The sequence below is a fragment of the Algoriphagus sp. Y33 genome, from assembly GCF_014838715.1.
Lineage (GTDB): Bacteria > Bacteroidota > Bacteroidia > Cytophagales > Cyclobacteriaceae > Algoriphagus.
Window position 1 is genome coordinate 938,399 of record NZ_CP061947.1, and the last position, 19,073, is coordinate 957,471.

Sequence of the window (19,073 nt, forward strand, 5' to 3'; positions counted from 1 at the left end):
CGGATGGCATGGCGCCGAGATCCGTAAGTACCGTTCAGGGCAGTCCTGCGCATAGTGACAGTGAGGAGTCTACACAAAATGAAGTGGCAACGGGGCGGGCGGGTCCGGAAAGGGAAGATGTTCTGGTTGATGTAGGCTATGGAACGGTCAGTTCTGGCATGTTGACTATGGGGGTTGATTATGCCGGGGATTTTCGGAATGCAAAAAAGGGGGCTCAAGAAGATAACGATTGTTGTGGTGATAAAAGTAAAGAGTTAGAATCTCTTCATATAAAAACTGACATTGAACCATATGGAGGAACTCCTCCATTTCTTCCAGGAGGAGTTGGAGGTTGGAGTAACATTAAAAACTTTTGGAGTGTTTTAAAAAATGTTAGAAGTTTATTTAATGCCGCTAAGACGGGGTTTTCCGTAAATCCTAGCAAATTTGATTACTTCTTTGGACGTGTAGTAAGTGGCTCAGGGCACAATATTGCTAGGTCAGCACAAAATTTAAAGGACTTGACAACGCTAGGGATTAAAAGTGAAAGTCAGTTAATGAAAGTCTTTGGACAAGCTCTTGAAAGTGGAACAGTTATATCAACTAAGACTAGTCAATATGGAACCACTGTTATGAGAAGTGTAAATATTGGAAATAAGGGAAGTGTTAATGTTGGCTTCTTCTATCAGGGCGGAAATATGAGTGCTACACCTTCTGTTTCAACAATAATTCCTAAAATTTTTAAATAAGATGAATGCTGAAATAAAAGAAATCTCAGAATCTGATTATAACAAATTGAAACATCCTATTTTGTTTGAGGGCAAATTAGCAGATAGAATTTTTGGTGTAATTTCAAATGGAACAAACGAATATAAATTCAGTTGGCAAAGTACCGTTATCAAACCTAAAATAATAGGTATTGATGATTTTCGCTGTTCAATAGGTATTGATCTAGTTTTTGTGATATTTGAATTTCTAACAGGGAAAATACTACTACAACTTTCTTTAGACTATTTTTTCTATGATAGTAAAATTTATAATGGATTTCTTTATGTAATTACAGAACTCGAAATCATTAAAATTAATACTAAAGATTTGCTAGTAGTTGAAACATTTGCTTTACCTGATTACTTTGAAAGTATTGAATTTAATGAAGAAATTATATTAGTGAAATGCGTTGGTGATGAAATAGTTAATATAAAATAATAGTAATGCTGCTAAGGGGGGGAGGAAATATTGCTATTCAATTTGGCAAGACCGAAAACCAAATATATCACGCTTTCCGACATACTGATGCGTTAGGATTGAATAGATCCTTAGTTCAATCAACTATACAAAATCACTTTAAAACAGTATCATCACAAGTAGTAACAGGAAAACCATTTAATCAAATAATTGAAATTGGAGGGAATAGAATACAATACACAGTATTTAAACTTTCTGATGGTACATTTAATATTGGGAGAATACATGGAATTTAATAGAAAACCTACGATACAAGAAGAAAGACTTCTTGAACTGCTTATAAAGAAGGCATCTATTGTATTACCTAATAATTGGAAAGACAAATTGTTAGTGCGTCCGATGGATGATGGAGATATGGGTAGTTTATATCTATTTCCTAATGGAGAAATTATAGAAAACAGAATTTTAGGGAAACAGGTATGTGAGTTTCAATTTACAGATTTAGATGGAATAGAAGTAATTGCTTCCTTAAATATTGACACGAATGGAGAGTTGTTTGAGCTTGATATATGGAAGACAGATTTTGGCAAGCTCATTAAATTCCCAAACCTTTAAGTAAATGAAGTTGTTTATTAAAATATTGCTGAAGTGAATGTAATAAGAGCGACTATTTCACCGACCATTATTCAGAAGAGAACAACATCTTTTTCATTTCAAAATGGAAAACCAAAAATTAGTTACAAGATCATTGAAATGCCGTTGATTGTCCAGGAAAGGCATGGAGCCTGTCCCGATGAATGGAACGAAGAGGAATGATATCGGAAATCCCTGGGGAGTAGAACTCAGTGGTTTGGGTTACCAGTATGGTGAGGACCGAGCGTTAAAAAAAATGTCCTGTGGACATTTTTAGTGAAGGGCCAGTTTGCAGGGCGGGAATAAATCCGTATTTATACAACGGCAAGGAGAGGGCTGAGCGTAAAAGAATGATCCCTTAGGATCATTTTAGCGAAGAGCCAGCTTTCAGGGGAGGGCCACTTGGGAGTTAATCTTTATGACTTCGGAGCCAGACTCTACTGCCTGTCCCGATAGCGCAGCGTGTCGGGAATCCTGCTATTGGAAGATGGTTCGTGCTGGATCCTATGGCAGAGCAGATGCGGAGGCATTCCCCATACAATTACGCCTTCAATAATCCTCTGGGTTTTATTGATCCAGACGGCATGCGGCCGGTTAAACTTATTCAGGGGACTCCACATCACAGCGACAGTGAGGATCCTAACCAAAATGAAGTGGCTACCGGGCAAGTGGGGACAGGAAGGGATGATGTTCTGGTTGATGTAGGGTATGGAACGGTCAGTTCGGGGATGATTACAAATGGGGTTGAATATGCTGGAAACTTCCAAACTGTAAAGGACCAAAATGAAGATTCTCCCTTTACTTTTCATAATAATAGCGTCTCATCTAAACCATTTACAGGTTCAAAGCCTGATAGATCGACATATTTTGAAGGTGTTAGAGTCTTTACTACGGAAGTTGGTTCATTTGGCCAGGGAGCAGCAGCCACTCTTCCAAGAATTGGGATTTTTGTAAATCCTAATGCTAAATATAACATTAATCTCTTGAGGCACGAATTTGGCCATGTTCTTCAAGCTAAAAAATGGGGAGCTAACTTTTTTTATGGATCAATTGTAGCTGCTAGTTTAATGAGTGCTGATGCAGCCAATAATGGGGCGTTTGATCATCAAAGTACATGGACTGAATGGACAGCAAATCTGCTTTCATGGAGATATTTTGGTAGGCCAAATAACTGGGATATGAAAAATTATCCAATATTTCCTAATCAACATTCTAGTATGTTAGCATATCCGCCTAAGTCTATTAATTTAAATGATAAGTAAGATAAAATTAAAAAAGATATGTTTTGAATATAACCTATTTTGACTATGGAATTGAAGATACTGTATGGTTTAATTTTTACTATCATTTTATCTGGATGTGATTATTATGATGAGAGACTGCAAGTGGAAAATAAAAGTCCTAATGAGGTAGCAGTGGAGATATTTTTAGATAGTGTACCAACATTATCTGAGTTAAACAAAACAGAATACTATATACAAAATAGTATTGAACCTGATGAAAGTAAAAGGCTGATGGAAATGGGAAGTACAAGAGGATGGTCTTTTCGTATTAAAAAATCCAATAACGATCGCTTGAACCTATTTGTGTTTCAAGTTGATTCGCTAAAAATATATGGTGTTGATTCCCTGATCTCTATGGGGGTTTATGATAAATACATATTATCTGAAATGTATCTAAATGAAGAGAATTGGATAGTGGTCATAGAGTAACTAAGGTGATTCTTGAATTTGAATTGCATATAAAGGAAATAAGGAGGTTAATTTGGAGATGTGATTTGTAAGTCAACAATCTCATATGTTATCTCCGTAAAATTACGCCTTCAATAATCCTCTGGGTTTTATTGATCCAGACGGCATGCAGCCGGTTAAACTTATTCAGGGGACTCCACATCACAGCGACAGTGAGGATCCAAACCAAAATGAAGTGGCTACCGGGCAGGTGGGGCCGGATCAAAGTGAGGTGTCGAGCGGGATGTTTGAATTCGTAAAGGGGGGATATGGAGAATTAATCGAAAGAGGCAGTACATTTTCTACAGGAGGTACTTTTGATATGAAAGGGAGAGATATCATTCCATCACAACAAGTCACGGTAAATTTTGAGAATGGCAGCAATATTTCAGTTACCACTAAACGAGGTCCGAGAAATGATCAGGATGGACTACGGAGTTTGGCAAATATGCTTGCCAATGCCAAAGCAGGAGATAATTTGAGCGATTTTTTAGATTTTAGCTTTTTTGATAATTTTGAAAAGGTAGCTGATTTAGGTGCAGGATATAGACATTCTGGTGTACTTAACAATACTACTATTGACATCTTTACTGGCAAAAATATTACATTTACTAGATTTGTGTTTTATGCTGAGGGAAGGGCTAGAGGCTCAGAATTTGGGTTCTCTAGAAATAATTTATTTGAGTCAAATTTTCCACATCTTAATCCATTAAACAATAAGAGGTTATCTAATCCGTATGGTTTAAGATTAAAAGGTTTCTTTGATGAAAGAAGGAGTAATATTGGCACACTTAGATTTAGCGATTGGAATGTATTCGTTAATTTTTCAAATACGATATTTAAAGGAATGGGACTATGATAAAAAGATTATGTTTTGCTTTATTCGTTTTGATTTTACTTGGATGTTCCAAGAAATTATCTTCAAATCGAGTTACTGGGAATTGGTGGTCAATTGAAGTTGATTCAACCTACTCTGAACTATATGTTAACGAGCGTGAATGGGTAGTTAATCATGAATCGTACGGTCCGATAAAATATGAGTATATACTTACTAATGATTCATTGTTTATTTTGGACTCAAGAAAGGTTCGAATGAGAAATTGGGAAGTTGTGCACAACTCTAAGTCTACATTAGTTATAAGAAGTAATAAAGAGGAAAGGAAGTTGTATAGGCTTAGGCTAAGTAATTCGTATTTTGAAGTATTAAATGATAGCTTAGCTTATGAGAATTTTGAGCAAGAATTTATCAGAAGGTATTTGAATAAACCAAAAGCAGAAAGATAAATTTGATTTTATAGTTGAAAATCTTACAGATAGGCTAACCTATTTCTAGGCGGGATCTGGCTTGTACGTTGGGGCACCGCTATGCAGAGGATTTGATTGGAACGTGGGGGAGATCTAGAGGAGCTAGCTTGCAGGGTAGGAGGCAAACGGCCACTTGGGAGTAAACCTGTATGACTACGGAGCTAGGCTGTATAGCCTGTCCCGATAGCGAAGCGTATCGGGAATCCTGCTATCGGAAGATGGTTTGTTGTGGATCCGATGGCGGAGCAGATGCGTAGGCATTCTCCGTACAATTACGCCTTCAATAATCCTATGCGGTTTATAGATCCGGATGGCATGGCACCGAGATCCGTAAGTACCGTTCAGGGCAGTCCTACGCGCAGTGACAGTGAGGAGCCTACACAAAATGAAGTGGCAACAGGGCGGGCGGGTCCGGAAAGAGATTTTCTTTGGTCAGATGGATATGGAGAGAGTAGCACCAGAAATTCGACTGTTTCCAGTGGAGCCTTCAACGGGAATTACGCACAGGGCAGCAGCAAGAGAGGCTGCTGCCCTGATGAGAACAAAACGGGGGCACGTAATTGGTCTACAACAATAGCTGCTTTTGCCATAAGTGGTGTTTTAGTGGCAGATGATGCAACGGGAGTAGGGGTTGTTGACGATGTGGCGATACCATTCATCCTCGCAGGAGCAATTGCAGCTGATTTATACAAGCGACAGCGTGAAGGAGCTCAGTACACTTTAAGAGCAAGCAAGAACGGATTGTATCCAGTCTACTCATGGGGAAGTTCATTGCCTACAGGTACTCAATATTTGAATGCGGGTGATATTTGGAAAATTGGTGAAACTATTCAATATGACCAGACCAGTAGAAAGCAATGGCGTTATTCTGATGTATATCTTAAATCGATGAGTGTAGAATTTGTACCTGAATATGTTGGGCCGAAATCAGAAATAGTATTTGTTCAGCAAATGAAGTTGGCTCAATATCTTTATGGGAATGGGAGTTTGCCTGCAGGAAACAAAGGGTTAAAATGAAATAAATATATGGAGTTTGGAATAGTACATACAGTATCAATTGATATATCAAGTCGCTTGCGGAATCTTCGATTTAACCGGGTAGAAGATTTTTTAAAGGAGAAACTTTCTTTAAAAAATTATGGAGATGGTGTGAAATCCATTATTGCCGGATTGAACTGTGTAAGTTTAGATGTCTCTCATCAATCAAAAGATTTTGAAACAGGTTTTATACTAAGTAAAAAATATACCAAGTCAAAAAAACATTTGAATTTCGAAGTAGCACTTAATCATAATGAAGTATCAAAAGCCAACGAAAGCCAATTAATTGAAATTGTGTCTTCAGCATTGCTAAAGTCATATTCTGAAATTGAGGCTTTAAATATTAATGACTTTGATATTGGTAAGTTCTATAGTGACTTAAACACCCTGTTTCAAGATCGTTTCTGGCTAGCAGAGTCTTATGTTGAAAAAGAATTTCAATATCAACTTCCCGTGCAAAAGAGTAAAACAAGATTTTGTGACAGCGAAAAAATGCTGGATGACTCTTTCTGGGAATTGATTGAGAAAGCAAGGGCTGATAGTCAGGGTGACTTCTATGTACAGCTTGATATAATCACAGATAAGTTAAGTAAAAGGGAAAGGGAAGAGATTATTGGTTTTGAATGTACTCTACGAGAATTGCTTATGCGAGCCTATCATTACAATGTGATGGCGGTGCAAAAAATAGTGGAAAAGAAAGTTGACGATGATTCGTTCTTATACTTCAGATGCAAATTGATACTATATGGAAGAATGACTTTTGAAAATGCCATCAATAATCCGAACTTTATTTTTGAACGAATTGATCAAGACGCTAGCGGAGAGCCGTTGTTAAGGGTAGCAGACACAGCCTACAAAAAGAGATTTGGAGGCAATAGCGAAGAAGCTTTACCAAGTGAGTATGCTTCTGAGGTTATTGATTATGACTTTGGAGAATACGAAGTGCAGGGTAAGGATTGGAATGAAGAGGATATCCCCAAAAGATATTCTAAGCTTTGGAAATCTTATTTATAGGCTATTACTATAAGTTTTCATTAGGAAAGATTGTAGCAAAAGCGAAGACTTGATTTTATCTTAGAGTTTGAGCTGATAAATCTAACTACCAGATTTAAACAATATTCGTTTGGACTGGTGGCTATTTAAAAAGGTGGTTCGTCGTCTTTTTTTATTCGGATAGGCATCTGAATCGAATTCATAAAGTCACATCTCAGACTCTGCAATTGACTTTTGAGCCAGTCTCTTTATAGAATTTGTAATTCCTGATTTTCATTTTTCTCTGTCAATAAACTCTCTTCAAGATATGCCACCGCCTGGCTAAACGCAGGGAGAAACAGAATCCTAGGCCCTTCCAGATCGCAGGAAGTACAACGGGGAGACAGTGTGGAACTGGGGGTCTTTGGGAAATATGTGGATCCGAAGAAGATCAGGTTGTCACCGACAAGTTTCGCACGTACAGGTATGGATAAGAAGCTGATCCGGCAGCTTACGGAATTCGGGGGAAATCTCAGTGCGGCAGGGCCCAATGAAATCGCCATAGCCAATGTGATCGCTTTGGTAATCACGAACCTGCAGCAGAAGCCCGTGCCGGAAGCCTATATGGGGTATGCATTATATGATTCGGACTCTACCTTGTACGAGCAGGATGGCTGAGCGTAAAGAAACAGTTCCGTGGAATGTTTTAGCGAAGAGCCAGATAGCGGGGAGTCTAGTCCTGTCTATAAAAGCAAGAAACAGGCACGAGGAACTGATCAAAAAGATTGCAGTACCAAAAGACGGATACATTGAAACGTACTTGGTCAATGAGACTTCTGACGATGTATGGTTTGACCAATTCAGCATCATGAGCACCGGACCGTTGATTGTGCAGGAAACACATTATGATCCCTGGGGAGTAGAACTCAGTGGTTTGGGTTACCAGTATGGTGAGGACCGAGCGTTAAAAAAGTGTCCTTTGGACATTTTTAGTGAGGGGCCAGTTTGCAGGGCGGGAATAAATCCGTATTTATACAACGGAAAAGAGAGGGCTGAGCGTAAAAGAATGATCCCTTAGGATCATTTTAGCGAAGAGCCAGCTTGAAGGGGAGGGCCACTTGGGAGTAAACCTGTATGACTACGGAGCCAGACTCTACGATCCTGCTATCGGAAGATGGTTTGTTGTGGACCCGATGGCGGAGCAGATGCGTAGGCATTCTCCGTACAATTATGCCTTCAATAATCCGATGCGGTTTATTGATCCCGATGGAATGAAGCCCATGGCTACAGTTCAGGGAACTCCACATCATAGCGACAGTGAGGATCCTACTCAGAATGAAGTGGCTACCGGGCAGGTAGGACCTGATCAAAACTGTGAGCGTTGTGCTTCTTTGCCTGAAGTGGTTGTCGAAGCACCTAAAATTGACAAAGCTATAGCTCTGCCATTAACATTATCACCAAGTCTTGGTTTAAATCCTATTGTTTCTTGGGCAGGAATTTCATTTGGTGCAGCTTATGTTGCATATGAGGCAGGGATTCATATAGAAGCGACAACTATTTCAATTGCAAATGTGCTGGAAAAGTTCGGGGTTGATCCAAAGGTTTTAGGAAAAGCTGATGTCGAATACGTTGCACCACCTAAACTATTACCAGGATTTCCCGGAGCAAATCGTATTAAACCAAAAGGAGGTAGAGCTAGATGGAAAACTTCAGATGGAGAAATCCTTGAATGGGATTCGCAGCATGGGGATGTTGAAGTATATGACAAAAATGGAAAGCATAAAGGGTCAGCTCGGCCAAATGATCCATCCATTTATAAAAGCCCAGTTCCAGGAAGAAAAATAGATCCGTGATAAAATGACAGTAAATAGAATTATTTCGAAATACTATATTGATAAAGAAGATTTAATCGAAGAGATTGTTCTTCCAGAAGTAGATCTTGAATGGTTATCTTCTTGTTTTAATGTTCCAGAATCTGATTATCTATTATATAATTCTTATAAAATTGGTCGGGAAGAATATGAGAAGTTAAGTGATAGATTAAATTTTAATCTTGAATTAGATAAATTTGAGTACTATCTTGAAGCTTATGACGACTCTTAATTTTCGTTTAAATTTTGAGAGGTTATATCTTGTAAATTGAATCTGTTACCAAGTGTTTAATAATGAGGACTTAGCGTTAAGATCTCCACATGGCAAGCTACGAGGTCAGCTAGAGGTTGGATTGTAAGTGAAAAATCCCAAACCAATTAGTTTGGAATTTTGATTTTCAAACTAATTGGTTAAATTGGATTAAACTTTTTAGCCAATGGCAATTGAGAAAAAAAAATACTGTTTGAATTGTGGTACTGTGATTCAAGGAAGAATCGACAAGAAATTCTGTGATGATCAATGTAGGAATACACATAACAATCAGCAAAAATCCTTCTCTACCAATTACATCCGCCGTGTAAACCATCGCCTGAAAAAGAACAGGAATATATTGGAAAGCATTATTCCTACAGGGGAGGAGTTGGCCAAAACCACCAGAGATCGTTTGGTCCGTGACGGGTTCCAGTTTAAATATTTCACACATCTCTACGAAACCAAAAAGGGCAATATCTATTATTATTGCTATGACTTCGGCTATTTAGGGCTTGAGGGAGACTGGTATTTGGTGGTGAAAGGAAAGGAAGTTTAGGGACTAACAAGGAATTGGATACTTAGCTCGGAGTAAATTGGTACTTTTGGGAGTGTCAGAAAAACAAACAGAATCCACCGCCCGGTATCTCAAAAGCCTTTCGATTGAAAGTCTCAACGAAATGCAAACGGAATTTATCTCCAGAGCTGCCAAAAACCCGCATCTCGTACTTTTATCACCTACCGGATCGGGTAAGACTGTTGCATTTCTGATTCCGCTTTTAAATTCACTCAAGGAAAACCTGAGAGAAGTGCAGGCGCTGATAATTGTGCCTTCCCGGGAACTGGCAATTCAAATTGAACAGGTTTTCAAGGGAATGAAAACTTCCTTCAGAGTGAGTACGGTCTATGGAGGACATTCTTCCAAATTGGAATCAAACAGCTTGGGAGAGGCGCCGGCAGTGATCATCGGTACCCCCGGAAGACTGGCAGATCATATAGAGCGGGGCTCCTTTGACCCTAAGACGATTCAGACGGTAGTACTGGACGAATTTGACAAGTCATTGCAAATGGGCTTTCATGAGCAGTTGAAAGTGATTTTCGGAGCACTTAACGGGCAGCAAAGACATTTACTTACCTCAGCGACGGTACTGAAGCGAATGCCTGATTTTCTGCCATTTGTAGATCATCGCACCATCAATTTCCTTCGGGATGTAGTTGAATCCAAGCTGGAACTCAAGGTTGTGCACAGTTCAAGCAAGGAAAAAGGAGAAACACTGATGCGATTGGTAGCGGGATTTCAGGACGAATCCTGTATTGTTTTTTGCAATCACCGGGATGCTGTGGACAGGCTGAGCACTTTGCTGAATGACTATGATTATTTTCATTCGGTACTGCATGGTGGTCTGGAGCAGATAGATCGGGAGAAGAACCTGATCAGGTTTCGGAGCAAGGTCACCAATTTGTTGATCGCAACTGATTTGGCATCGCGGGGTCTGGATATTCCGGAGATCAAGCATGTGGTTCATTATCAATTGCCTCCCAAGGAAGATGCCTTTATCCATAGAAATGGGCGGACAGCAAGGATGCATGCTGAAGGCTTGTCCTATATGCTCTTGGCCAATGATGAGTCCAAACCCGATTATATTGATGAATTTATTGAGGAATTCAAGGTTGGTGAGAAGCTCGTTCCGCCTGTTGCTCAGGAATGGGCCTGTCTGTATGTAAGTGCAGGCAAAAAAGATAAGGTCAGCAAGGGAGATATTGTGGGGATGCTTACCAAAAAGGGAGGGCTTACCAGTGCAGAAATCGGCTTGATTACAATCATGGATTTTGCGTCTTATGTAGCAGTGAAAAGTAGTTTGGTCCGGAAACTTTTGCCAAAACTTAAGAATGAACGGGTGAAAAAGGTGAAGGTGAAGATTGAAGAAGCGAATTGAGGTTTTGGAGTATCAAGTATTCAGTATCAAGTTATTATATACTAAAAAATAGTTGAGATGTGCATGACGTTTATTCCCATTTAGGACTGAAGTTCAATTGATGCAACTCCCCCTTGCCTTTTTTGAGAAAAGGGGACAAGGGGGAGTTGATTAATTTGACTCAAACGTTTGATTTTTGAATTACAAATTTCTTTATCTTAATACTCTCAGAAAAACCAGGCAATCAGATGGAAAAGCGTGTGACAGGAATAGGAGGGATATTTTTCAAAGTAAAAGATCCAAACCAAACCAAAGATTGGTATCAAAAGCATTTGGGATTAAATACTGATCAATACGGCACTGCTTTCGAGTGGAGGGGTTCTGATAATCCTCATCAAAAAGGCTTTACACAATGGTCTCCCATGAAGGAGGATACCCAATATTTCAAGCCTTCCGAAAAGGATTTTATGATCAACTACCGGGTAGAAAATCTGGTGGAATTGGTGCAGAAGTTAAAAGCTGAAGGTGTGACTATTTTGGACGAAATAGAGGATACCGAGTATGGTAAGTTTGTACATATATTGGATCCCGATGGGCACAGCCTTGAGCTCTGGGAGCCCATTGATGAGGTGTATGATGAGTTAGTAAAAGGCAGGACAAAAAGTTGAGAATTATGAGCGGAAAAATCCAACATGAATTTGACGGGAAAAAAGGTTCCTTCTTTCTGGAAGAAGAAGCCAAGCGGGTTGCTGAGATGGTCTATGTGATGGCAGGTCCAAAGAAGATGATCATCGAGCATACAGAAGTGGATGAAAGCCTGAAAGGACAGGGAATAGGGCTCAAGCTCTTAAAGGAGCTTGTGGGTTATGTACGGGACGAAAATATTAAAGTGATTCCGCTATGTCCATTTGCCAAGGCTATGTTTCAGAAAAAGGAGGAATTGCGTGATGTGCTTAATTAGTTCTTTCTAAAAATAGAGAGTCCATAGAATCCATATCATAGTAAGGATTACCATTATCACAAAAAAGTATCCGCTTTTGGAGAAGGAGGTATATCTGTTTATTCTGAATTTGATGCTGTCATTGATACTTTTCAGATCAGTTTTGTCTATGTTTTTCTCTCTGGACACTTCGTCAGAGCGCATAGATTTTGGGCGAATTTTGCCTAAATTCCTATTCTCTTTTGAAGACTGAATAGCTGAAGAACTAAAGCCGGCTCCCCTTGACATATTTTTAACTAATTGTTGCTTAAGATAATGATTTCCTACGAAGTAGAAAAGAACTTGCCCATACAGGATTTTATGCATGTTTTGGAAGATTCCGGATTGGGAGAGAGACGGCCAATGTACGATCCTGAGCATTTGGAAAGGATGCTTCGAAATTCTAATCTTGTCATAGTTGCCAGAGAGGGGGAGGATGTTCTGGGCATTCTTCGTGCCTTATCTGATTTTTCCTATCGGACATTTATAGCAGATCTGGCGGTGGTTTCGTCCAGACAAAAAGAAGGAATTGGTAAGGGGATGTTGGAGTTTGCGAGAAGTTTGGCTCCCGAAGCACGGTTGATTCTCTTCTCGGCAGAGAATGCAACCGGTTTTTACAAAAAAATCGGCTTTGAACTACATGAACGTTGTTTTCAGATGAAGACTGGCGTATCTTTTTCGTGATTTATTGTTAAACTGCCTCATATTTTAACTATCAGCCAAACTGTTGCTTTATGAGAAAAATTATACTAAGTGGAATAGCTTTGCTATTTTCTATAAGTGTCTTTGCGCAAAAGACATATATCCATGCGGGCAAATTGCTGGATGTGCGCAATATGACCATGCTGAGCGAGCAGACCATCATTGTTGAAAATGATAAAATTGTCTCGGTCAGCGACGGGTATCAAAATCCCGGGTCAGGTGATTCAGCTATAGATTTGAAGGCAAGTACGGTAATGCCCGGCCTGATGGATATGCATGTTCACATTGAGGGGGAGACAAGTCCCACCAGGTATGTAGATGGATTTCGTGAAAATGAAGCTGATGTAGCATTCAAGTCTATTTTCTTTGCCGAAAAGACCATTATGGCCGGGTTTACTACGGTTCGTGATCTGGGCGGATCCGGAGTGAATATTGCGCTTAGAAACGCAATCAATTCCGGTAAAGTAGTGGGGCCCAGAATATATACCGCGGGCAAATCCATTGCTCCGACGGGAGGGCATGCTGATCCGACCAATGGGGTGAAAAGAGAGTTGATGCGTGATCCCGGACCGGATGAAGGCGTCATCAACGGGCCTTATGATGCTAGAAAGGCTGTTCGTCAGCAAGTGAAGTTTGGAGCCGATTTGATCAAAGTGACTGCAACAGGTGGCGTTTTATCGGTAGCCAGAGATGGATCTGCTCCTCAATTCGCACAGGATGAACTGGATGCTGTGGTACAGACTGCATCAGATTTTGGAATTATGGTAGCTGCCCATGCCCATGGGGATGAGGGGATGCAGCGTGCGGTCAAGGCCGGGGTGACATCTATAGAGCACGGTACCATGATGTCTGATGAGACCATGGATATGATGAAAGCTAAGGGTACTTGGCTCGTTCCGACGGTGACGGCGGGTATGTCAGCAGCGGCTTTTGCGGAGATCCCCGGGTATTATCCGGACGTAGTAGCGGAAAAGGCGAAGAGAATAGGTGCCCAGATTCAGGAAACTTTTGGAAGAGCATATAAAAAGGGGGTGAAAATCGCTTTCGGAACTGATGCGGGTGTATTTCCACACGGTGAAAACTACCGTGAATTTATTTACATGACTGAAGTGGGAATGCCTAACTTGGAAGCCATCCAGACGGCCACCTTAACTAATGCTCAGTTTTTGGGAATTGAAAATAAGCTAGGATCAATAGAAGCGGGAAAACTGGCTGATATAATAGCCGTAGACGGTGATCCGGAGAAGGATATCAACGTGATGAAAGACGTGATATTTGTCATGAAAGAAGGGAAAGTAGTCAAGCAATAGGAGAAATGACCGGTTTCGAATTACTTCCTATGTTAGTCCCCATTACTTACTTCCAAACAACCCTAGTATGAAAATCAGACTTTTATTTCTCTTTATGCTCATTTCAGGTCTGGCTATTGGTCAGAGTAAACCTGAAGAATCAACTGAAACCCTTCCAAAAGCGCAGACTTTTGAATCCAAACACACAGTGGTCATCGATGGGAAGACCACCAATTTAAATGCAAAAGCAGGTACCTTCGAACTGAAGGATGAAAACAACAAGCCGATAGCACTCTTTGGGTTTACGGCTTATTTCAAAGAAAATCCTGAAAAGAACAGACCCATCGTATTCGCTTACAATGGTGGGCCGGGCAGTTCTTCCTATTGGCTTCATATGGGGATTATGGGGCCCAAAAGAATTGTGGTAGACGATCCCAATTACAATCCTGCGGCACCTTATGAGCTGACTAACAATGAATTTTCTATTTTGGATATTGCCGATGTAGTAATGATGGATCCTGTAGGAACGGGATTAAGTATACCGATAGGAGATGCTACGGGCAAGGATTTCTGGGGCGTGGATCAGGACATCCGAAGTGTGAGTTTATTTATCATGCAGTTTCTGAAAGCGCATGATCGCTTAAATTCACCCAAGTATATTCTGGGTGAAAGCTATGGTACTTTTAGAAATGCAGGTGTGATGAGTTACCTTCTTGACAGAGGCTATGCACTGAATGGAGTGATCATGGTTTCTTCGGTATTTGATCTAAGAACGTTGTTTTTTGTACCGACTGAGGATATTTCTTACATCGCCTATTTGCCGACCATGGCTGCCACCGCCCGGTATCATGGCAAAGCCTACAATAAGGAAAGTGACTTGGAGACATTTGTACAAGAGGTCAGGGAATTTACAGAGAATGAGTATGCTCCTGCGCTTTTCAAAGGGAACAAACTTTCCGAAAGTGATGAAAGCAGCCTTGCGCAGAAACTGCAGACCTACACGGGTATAGAAGCAGCTATATGGAAAAGAGCCGGCCTGAAAATGGATGCGGGAGAGTTTTTTCAAGAATTGCTGCGGGAGGAGGAAATGACCGTAGGCCGCTTGGACTCCAGATACAAAGGAATTAACCTGGATCCTATGTCCATGCGTGCATTTACAGACCCGCAAAGTGACGCAATTTCACCTGCTTATACCATGGGTTTTTTGGATTATTTTCATGGAGCTTTGGGGGTAAGTAAGGAGTTGAATTATTCTACCTCAGCATATAGCAAGGAGGGATTTAAGTGGGACTGGTCGCATAGAGGAAATCAGTACTGGGGAACTGATGGAGCTGTCACTACGCTTCCTGATATGGCAGATGCCATGAGTAAAGACCCGAATGTTAAGGTGTTGATTATGAATGGGTATTATGATCTTGCTACCGTGTTTTATGGTGTTGAGCATTCCATTTCTCATTTGGGGCTTCCCAAGTCCGCAAGTGATCGGATCATCATGACTTATTATGAAGCCGGCCATATGATGTACACCGATTTGCCTTCAGCTAAGCTTTTCCGTGAGGATGTCAAAAAATTCATTGAAGACACCTTGAGAAAATAAGATAATCCTTACGAAAATGACGGAATGATACCAAAACCCTAAAGCTGTGGGAAAATGGATAGGTTAAAAATGGTGTGAATGGAGGAGGTAAGAGCTAGTCCCGCTCGTATTTTTCCATTTGGATTTTTATTTTTTCCAAAGTCAAAGGCTTCTCAAGAAAACCGGAAACCGCTTGGTATTCTTTGGCCTTAAGTCTATCCTGATAATCTATGGAGCTAGATAGAATGACTATCTTATCGGATCTATCGCTATATAGCTCTTGATATCGATCTAAGAATTCCCAGCCATTCAAAACCGGCATATTGATATCTAAAAAAATAAGGATTGATTGAGTCGGGTCAATATCATTGAGTTTAACCAAAGCCTCTGCGCCTTCCAGAAATTCAACTATGTTTTCTGCAAGATCAACTTTTCCTAGTAGTCTTTTGTTGATAAGATTATTTATGGGATCATCATCCACTAGAAAAATGGTGTCAAAATGGATCATTTAGAGGTTTAGAGTAGAAAAGAAGCCGTTAAGTATAGCCAAAATACAATTAATACTGATTGAAGAAAAAAGTTTAACTGCCTTTTTTATTATAAATCCCTTTAAACTCTACTATTCAGCTAATAAAAAAGGAGGTTCCTGACGGAAACCTCCTTTAGTCTTGACATGGGAGATGATTACATCATGCCGCCCATTCCTCCACCGCCACCCATTGGAGGCATTGAAGGAGAATCTTCTTTCACATCAGCTACTACACATTCTGTAGTCAAAAGAAGTGCTGCTATAGATGCTGCATTCTCAAGAGCCAGACGAGTTACTTTAGTAGGATCTATTACACCTGCTTTGAAGAGATCTTCGTAAACATCGGTTCTGGCATTATAGCCATAGTTACCCTTGTTTTCTCTGATCTTGTTGATCACTACAGATGGCTCACCGCCAGCATTGGAAACGATAGTTCTCAATGGAGATTCGATAGCCTGTCTGATGATGTTGATACCTGTATCCTCATCTTCGTTTAGACCTTTAAGATCATTAAGTGCTTCAGCAGCTCTTACCAGAGCTACGCCACCACCTACTACCACACCTTCTTGAACAGCTGCTCTAGTAGCGTGAAGTGCATCATCTACACGGTCTTTTTTCTCTTTCATTTCTACTTCAGTAGCTGCACCGATATAAAGGATCGCTACACCGCCGGAAAGCTTAGCAAGTCTTTCCTGCAATTTCTCCCTGTCGTAATCAGAAGTAGTTTTGTCGATCTGAGCTTTGATCTCAGAGATTCTGCCTTTGATGGCAGCAGCATCTCCTGAACCATTCACAATAGTTGTATTGTCTTTGTCAATATTGATTTTCTCAGCTCTACCGAGCATATCAACAGTTGCATTTTCCAATTTGAAACCTCTTTCTTCAGAGATAACCGTTCCGCCGGTAAGGATGGCGATGTCTTCCAACATTGCTTTTCTTCTGTCACCGAAACCCGGAGCTTTGACAGCAGCCACTTTCAGAGCACCTCTGATTTTGTTTACTACCAAGGTAGCAAGCGCTTCCCCGTCTACATCTTCAGAGATAATTACCAAAGGCTTACCTGATTGCGCTACCGGCTCAAGAACCGGAAGCAATTCCTTCATCGAAGAAATCTTCTTGTCGTAGATCAAAATGTATGGTTGCTCTAATTCAGCTTCCATTTTCTCTGTGTTGGTCACGAAGTAAGGAGAAAGGTAACCTCTGTCAAACTGCATACCTTCTACAGTTTTCACTTCAGTTTCTGTACCTTTTGCTTCTTCTACGGTGATGACACCGTCTTTACCTACTTTGTCCATTGCGTTGGAAATCATGGTTCCGATTTCCTCGTCATTGTTTGCAGATACAGTTGCTACTTGAGCGATTTCTTTAGAAGTAGAAATTTGCTTAGAATCAGCCTGAAGTTGTTTTACTACAGCAGATACAGCTTTGTCAATACCTCTTTTAAGATCCATTGGATTAGCTCCGGCAGCTACGTTTTTGATACCCACGCCGAAGATGGATTGGGCAAGTACAGTAGCAGTAGTAGTACCGTCACCTGCATTGTCAGCAGTTTTGGAAGCTACTTCTTTTACAAGCTGCGCACCCATATTTTCGATTGGCTCGGCGAGTTCGATTTCTTTGGCTACAGACACACCATCTTTGGTGATCGTAGGAGCTCCGAACTTCTTGTCTATAATTACATTACGACCTTTTGGTCCCAAAGTCACTTTTACTGCATCTGCAAGCGCATCAACGCCTTTTTTCAGCTGATCTCTTGCACTTGTATTGAAAAATAATTGCTTAGCCATTTTTTTAACTATTTTGGTTAACGATAATTAGGGATGATTAATTAAAGGATAGCGAAGATGTCAGACTCTCTCATGATGAGATAATCACTTCCTTCTACATTTAATTCTGTACCGGAATATTTTCCGTACAGCACGGTGTCTCCAACTTTTACAGTTAAAGGCTCATCTTTTTTGCCATTTCCTACTGCCACTACGGTACCTTTTTGTGGCTTTTCTTTAGCGGTATCCGGAATGTAAAGGCCGGATGCTGTTTTCTCTTCAGCTGCAGCAGGTTGTACCAAAACTCTGTCTGCAAGAGGTTTGATGTTCACATTTGACATAATATAAATTCGTTTAAAGGTTAGATTAAAATGTATTTGCCTAATAGCACTTCTTGTGCCAAGGAAGGAATAAAGAGAAAGGCTGACAAACCGGCTGTCAATCTTGGGGAATTCAGCATGGATTAGGATTTTTTTTGGCAGAGATGACTGCCATTTTTGCTAAGGGCTCTTCAAAATTGTCAGAATTTTGTAAATTATTGCCAAACCTATTTGCTATGAAGACACTACCGAAAAACTGGATCACCGAGGGCCACATTGATTTCGAGTATAAAAAGTATCAATTGCTGGCCTATTTGCAGGAAACAAACAAACGTTTCAATGAGATGAAACTTTATCCTGCTCTCAGCGAATTGATAGCTCATTACCGGGATTTGAACGAACTGAAGTCTAATAGTAACGGACTCAGTGAGCTTTTCCCCAAGACGTTGGATTCAATTGATTTTCAAAAAGGAAAGCTGAACTACCAATCCAACGTAAGTGAGGACAGTGTGATGAAAGAACTTTCCATGATTACTGAGTTTGCCTTGCCCAAGTTGGTTTCGCAGATCGAAGAGGGGAAGACGATTTATGATTATATAGAAGATCAACTGGAATTCGAACCGGTCGGAATCGTTCCTATATACAATAAAGAGGGGTATATATTATTGTCAAGGGAAGAAAAGAAGGAAGTGCACGCCTACCGCTACCAATCAAGTTTACTTCATTTTGCAGGTGAAAAATTCCGAAGCATCAGTATGTGGCTGATTGGCGTGTTTCATCGTAGTTTGGTCAATACGCTTGAAAAAATAAAAATGGACCTGGTACGGGAGATCAAAGAGTTGCCAAATCCTGCTACTTGGAGGATTCACAGCCAACAAGAATTCCCGATTGAGGAAACTCTGGTTCCCATCAGCAAGCGGCTGCTGCTGAAGACTGTTTCTATATAGCCTTATTCGTTCTTTATCAACTTTCCAAAGTTTTAAACTTTGGAAAAGTTTGTTGAGAGAAGTATAAACAAGAAAAGTCTGCCCGT

25 protein-coding genes are annotated in these 19,073 nt (G+C 40.4%); 21 read left to right on the forward strand and 4 right to left on the reverse strand.

All coding sequences use genetic code 11. The features are described from left to right. Positions 1-8: 8 nt before the first annotated feature. From ID165_RS03835 to ID165_RS03915, 17 genes are all read left to right on the forward strand, one after another. Positions 9-728, forward strand: coding sequence for a hypothetical protein (locus ID165_RS03835; protein WP_255505140.1), 720 nt, complete (start codon positions 9-11; stop codon positions 726-728). 1 nt (position 729) lies between these two features. Next, complete coding sequence (locus ID165_RS03840; protein WP_192349068.1) at positions 730-1,185, forward strand: hypothetical protein; 456 nt, start codon at positions 730-732, stop codon at positions 1,183-1,185. 195 nt (positions 1,186-1,380) lie between these two features. Next, a complete protein-coding gene (locus tag ID165_RS03845) occupies positions 1,381-1,779 on the forward strand; it encodes a hypothetical protein (RefSeq protein WP_225586974.1) in 399 nt (132 codons plus the stop codon). A gap of 33 nt (positions 1,780-1,812) precedes the next feature. Further along, positions 1,813-1,980, forward strand: a complete 168-nt coding sequence (locus tag ID165_RS03850) for a hypothetical protein (protein ID WP_192349069.1) — start codon at positions 1,813-1,815, stop codon at positions 1,978-1,980. Between the two features lie 323 nt (positions 1,981-2,303). Further along, a complete protein-coding gene (locus tag ID165_RS03855) occupies positions 2,304-3,059 on the forward strand; it encodes a hypothetical protein (protein WP_192349070.1) in 756 nt (251 codons plus the stop codon). Positions 3,060-3,104: 45 nt separating this feature from the next. Then, positions 3,105-3,509, forward strand: coding sequence for a hypothetical protein (locus ID165_RS03860; RefSeq protein WP_192349071.1), 405 nt, complete (start codon positions 3,105-3,107; stop codon positions 3,507-3,509). Positions 3,510-3,723: 214 nt separating this feature from the next. Then, complete coding sequence (locus tag ID165_RS03865) at positions 3,724-4,386, forward strand: hypothetical protein (protein WP_192349072.1); 663 nt, start codon at positions 3,724-3,726, stop codon at positions 4,384-4,386. A 641-nt stretch (positions 4,387-5,027) separates the two neighbouring features. Next, a complete protein-coding gene (locus ID165_RS03870) occupies positions 5,028-5,849 on the forward strand; it encodes a hypothetical protein (protein ID WP_225587122.1) in 822 nt (273 codons plus the stop codon). A gap of 9 nt (positions 5,850-5,858) precedes the next feature. After that, a complete protein-coding gene (locus tag ID165_RS03875) occupies positions 5,859-6,884 on the forward strand; it encodes a DUF4240 domain-containing protein (protein WP_192349073.1) in 1,026 nt (341 codons plus the stop codon). Between the two features lie 366 nt (positions 6,885-7,250). Then, the gene (locus ID165_RS03880) at positions 7,251-7,520 is read left to right on the forward strand and encodes a hypothetical protein (protein ID WP_192349074.1); all 270 of its coding nucleotides are present in this window, start codon (positions 7,251-7,253) and stop codon (positions 7,518-7,520) included. Next, the gene (locus tag ID165_RS03885) at positions 7,513-7,920 is read left to right on the forward strand and encodes a hypothetical protein (protein ID WP_192349075.1); all 408 of its coding nucleotides are present in this window, start codon (positions 7,513-7,515) and stop codon (positions 7,918-7,920) included. The genes ID165_RS03880 and ID165_RS03885 overlap by 8 nt, the downstream gene beginning before the upstream one ends. Before the next feature lie 40 nt (positions 7,921-7,960). Continuing rightward, positions 7,961-8,695 carry a colicin E3/pyocin S6 family cytotoxin gene (locus ID165_RS03890; RefSeq protein ID WP_225586975.1) on the forward strand — a complete coding sequence of 245 codons (735 nt, stop codon included), beginning with the start codon at positions 7,961-7,963 and terminating at the stop codon, positions 8,693-8,695. 4 nt (positions 8,696-8,699) lie between these two features. Next, positions 8,700-8,945 (forward strand): hypothetical protein, encoded by a 246-nt coding sequence (locus ID165_RS03895; protein ID WP_192349076.1) that lies wholly within the window; start codon positions 8,700-8,702, stop codon positions 8,943-8,945. Between the two features lie 205 nt (positions 8,946-9,150). Beyond that, on the forward strand, positions 9,151-9,522 hold the full coding sequence (locus ID165_RS03900; RefSeq protein ID WP_192349077.1) for a DUF2116 family Zn-ribbon domain-containing protein: 372 nt from the start codon (positions 9,151-9,153) through the stop codon (positions 9,520-9,522). Between the two features lie 52 nt (positions 9,523-9,574). Continuing rightward, positions 9,575-10,900, forward strand: a complete 1,326-nt coding sequence (locus tag ID165_RS03905) for a DEAD/DEAH box helicase (RefSeq protein ID WP_225586976.1) — start codon at positions 9,575-9,577, stop codon at positions 10,898-10,900. Between the two features lie 227 nt (positions 10,901-11,127). Then, the gene (locus ID165_RS03910) at positions 11,128-11,547 is read left to right on the forward strand and encodes a VOC family protein (protein ID WP_192349078.1); all 420 of its coding nucleotides are present in this window, start codon (positions 11,128-11,130) and stop codon (positions 11,545-11,547) included. A 5-nt stretch (positions 11,548-11,552) separates the two neighbouring features. Further along, positions 11,553-11,840, forward strand: a complete 288-nt coding sequence (locus tag ID165_RS03915; protein ID WP_192349079.1) for a GNAT family N-acetyltransferase — start codon at positions 11,553-11,555, stop codon at positions 11,838-11,840. 6 nt (positions 11,841-11,846) lie between these two features. Here ID165_RS03915 and ID165_RS03920 read toward each other — a convergent pair whose 3' ends face one another. Then, positions 11,847-12,107, reverse strand: a complete 261-nt coding sequence (locus tag ID165_RS03920) for a hypothetical protein (protein ID WP_192349080.1) — start codon at positions 12,105-12,107, stop codon at positions 11,847-11,849. Positions 12,108-12,134: 27 nt separating this feature from the next. On the opposite strand from ID165_RS03920, the gene ID165_RS03925 reads away from it, so the two are divergent. The 3 genes from ID165_RS03925 (at position 12,135) to ID165_RS03935 (ending at position 15,446) form a co-directional block, all read left to right on the forward strand. Continuing rightward, positions 12,135-12,542, forward strand: coding sequence for a GNAT family N-acetyltransferase (locus ID165_RS03925; protein WP_192349081.1), 408 nt, complete (start codon positions 12,135-12,137; stop codon positions 12,540-12,542). Between the two features lie 50 nt (positions 12,543-12,592). Beyond that, the gene (locus ID165_RS03930; protein ID WP_192349082.1) at positions 12,593-13,870 is read left to right on the forward strand and encodes an amidohydrolase family protein; all 1,278 of its coding nucleotides are present in this window, start codon (positions 12,593-12,595) and stop codon (positions 13,868-13,870) included. Positions 13,871-13,937: 67 nt separating this feature from the next. Further along, positions 13,938-15,446 (forward strand): S10 family peptidase, encoded by a 1,509-nt coding sequence (locus ID165_RS03935; RefSeq protein ID WP_192349083.1) that lies wholly within the window; start codon positions 13,938-13,940, stop codon positions 15,444-15,446. 94 nt (positions 15,447-15,540) lie between these two features. Here ID165_RS03935 and ID165_RS03940 read toward each other — a convergent pair whose 3' ends face one another. The 3 genes from ID165_RS03940 to groES all read right to left on the reverse strand — a co-directional run bounded on the left by ID165_RS03940 (position 15,541) and on the right by groES (position 18,061). Then, the gene (locus ID165_RS03940) at positions 15,541-15,933 is read right to left on the reverse strand and encodes a response regulator (RefSeq protein WP_192349084.1); all 393 of its coding nucleotides are present in this window, start codon (positions 15,931-15,933) and stop codon (positions 15,541-15,543) included. 176 nt (positions 15,934-16,109) lie between these two features. Next, a complete protein-coding gene (gene groL / locus ID165_RS03945; protein ID WP_192349085.1) occupies positions 16,110-17,741 on the reverse strand; it encodes a chaperonin GroEL in 1,632 nt (543 codons plus the stop codon). Positions 17,742-17,782: 41 nt separating this feature from the next. Then, entirely contained in the window at positions 17,783-18,061 is a 279-nt protein-coding gene (gene groES / locus ID165_RS03950; RefSeq protein ID WP_192349086.1) for a co-chaperone GroES, read from the reverse strand. A 215-nt stretch (positions 18,062-18,276) separates the two neighbouring features. Here groES and ID165_RS03955 point away from each other — a divergent pair, with 215 nt between their 5' ends. Then, entirely contained in the window at positions 18,277-18,987 is a 711-nt protein-coding gene (locus tag ID165_RS03955) for a hypothetical protein (RefSeq protein WP_192349087.1), read from the forward strand. Positions 18,988-19,073: the final 86 nt, after the last annotated feature.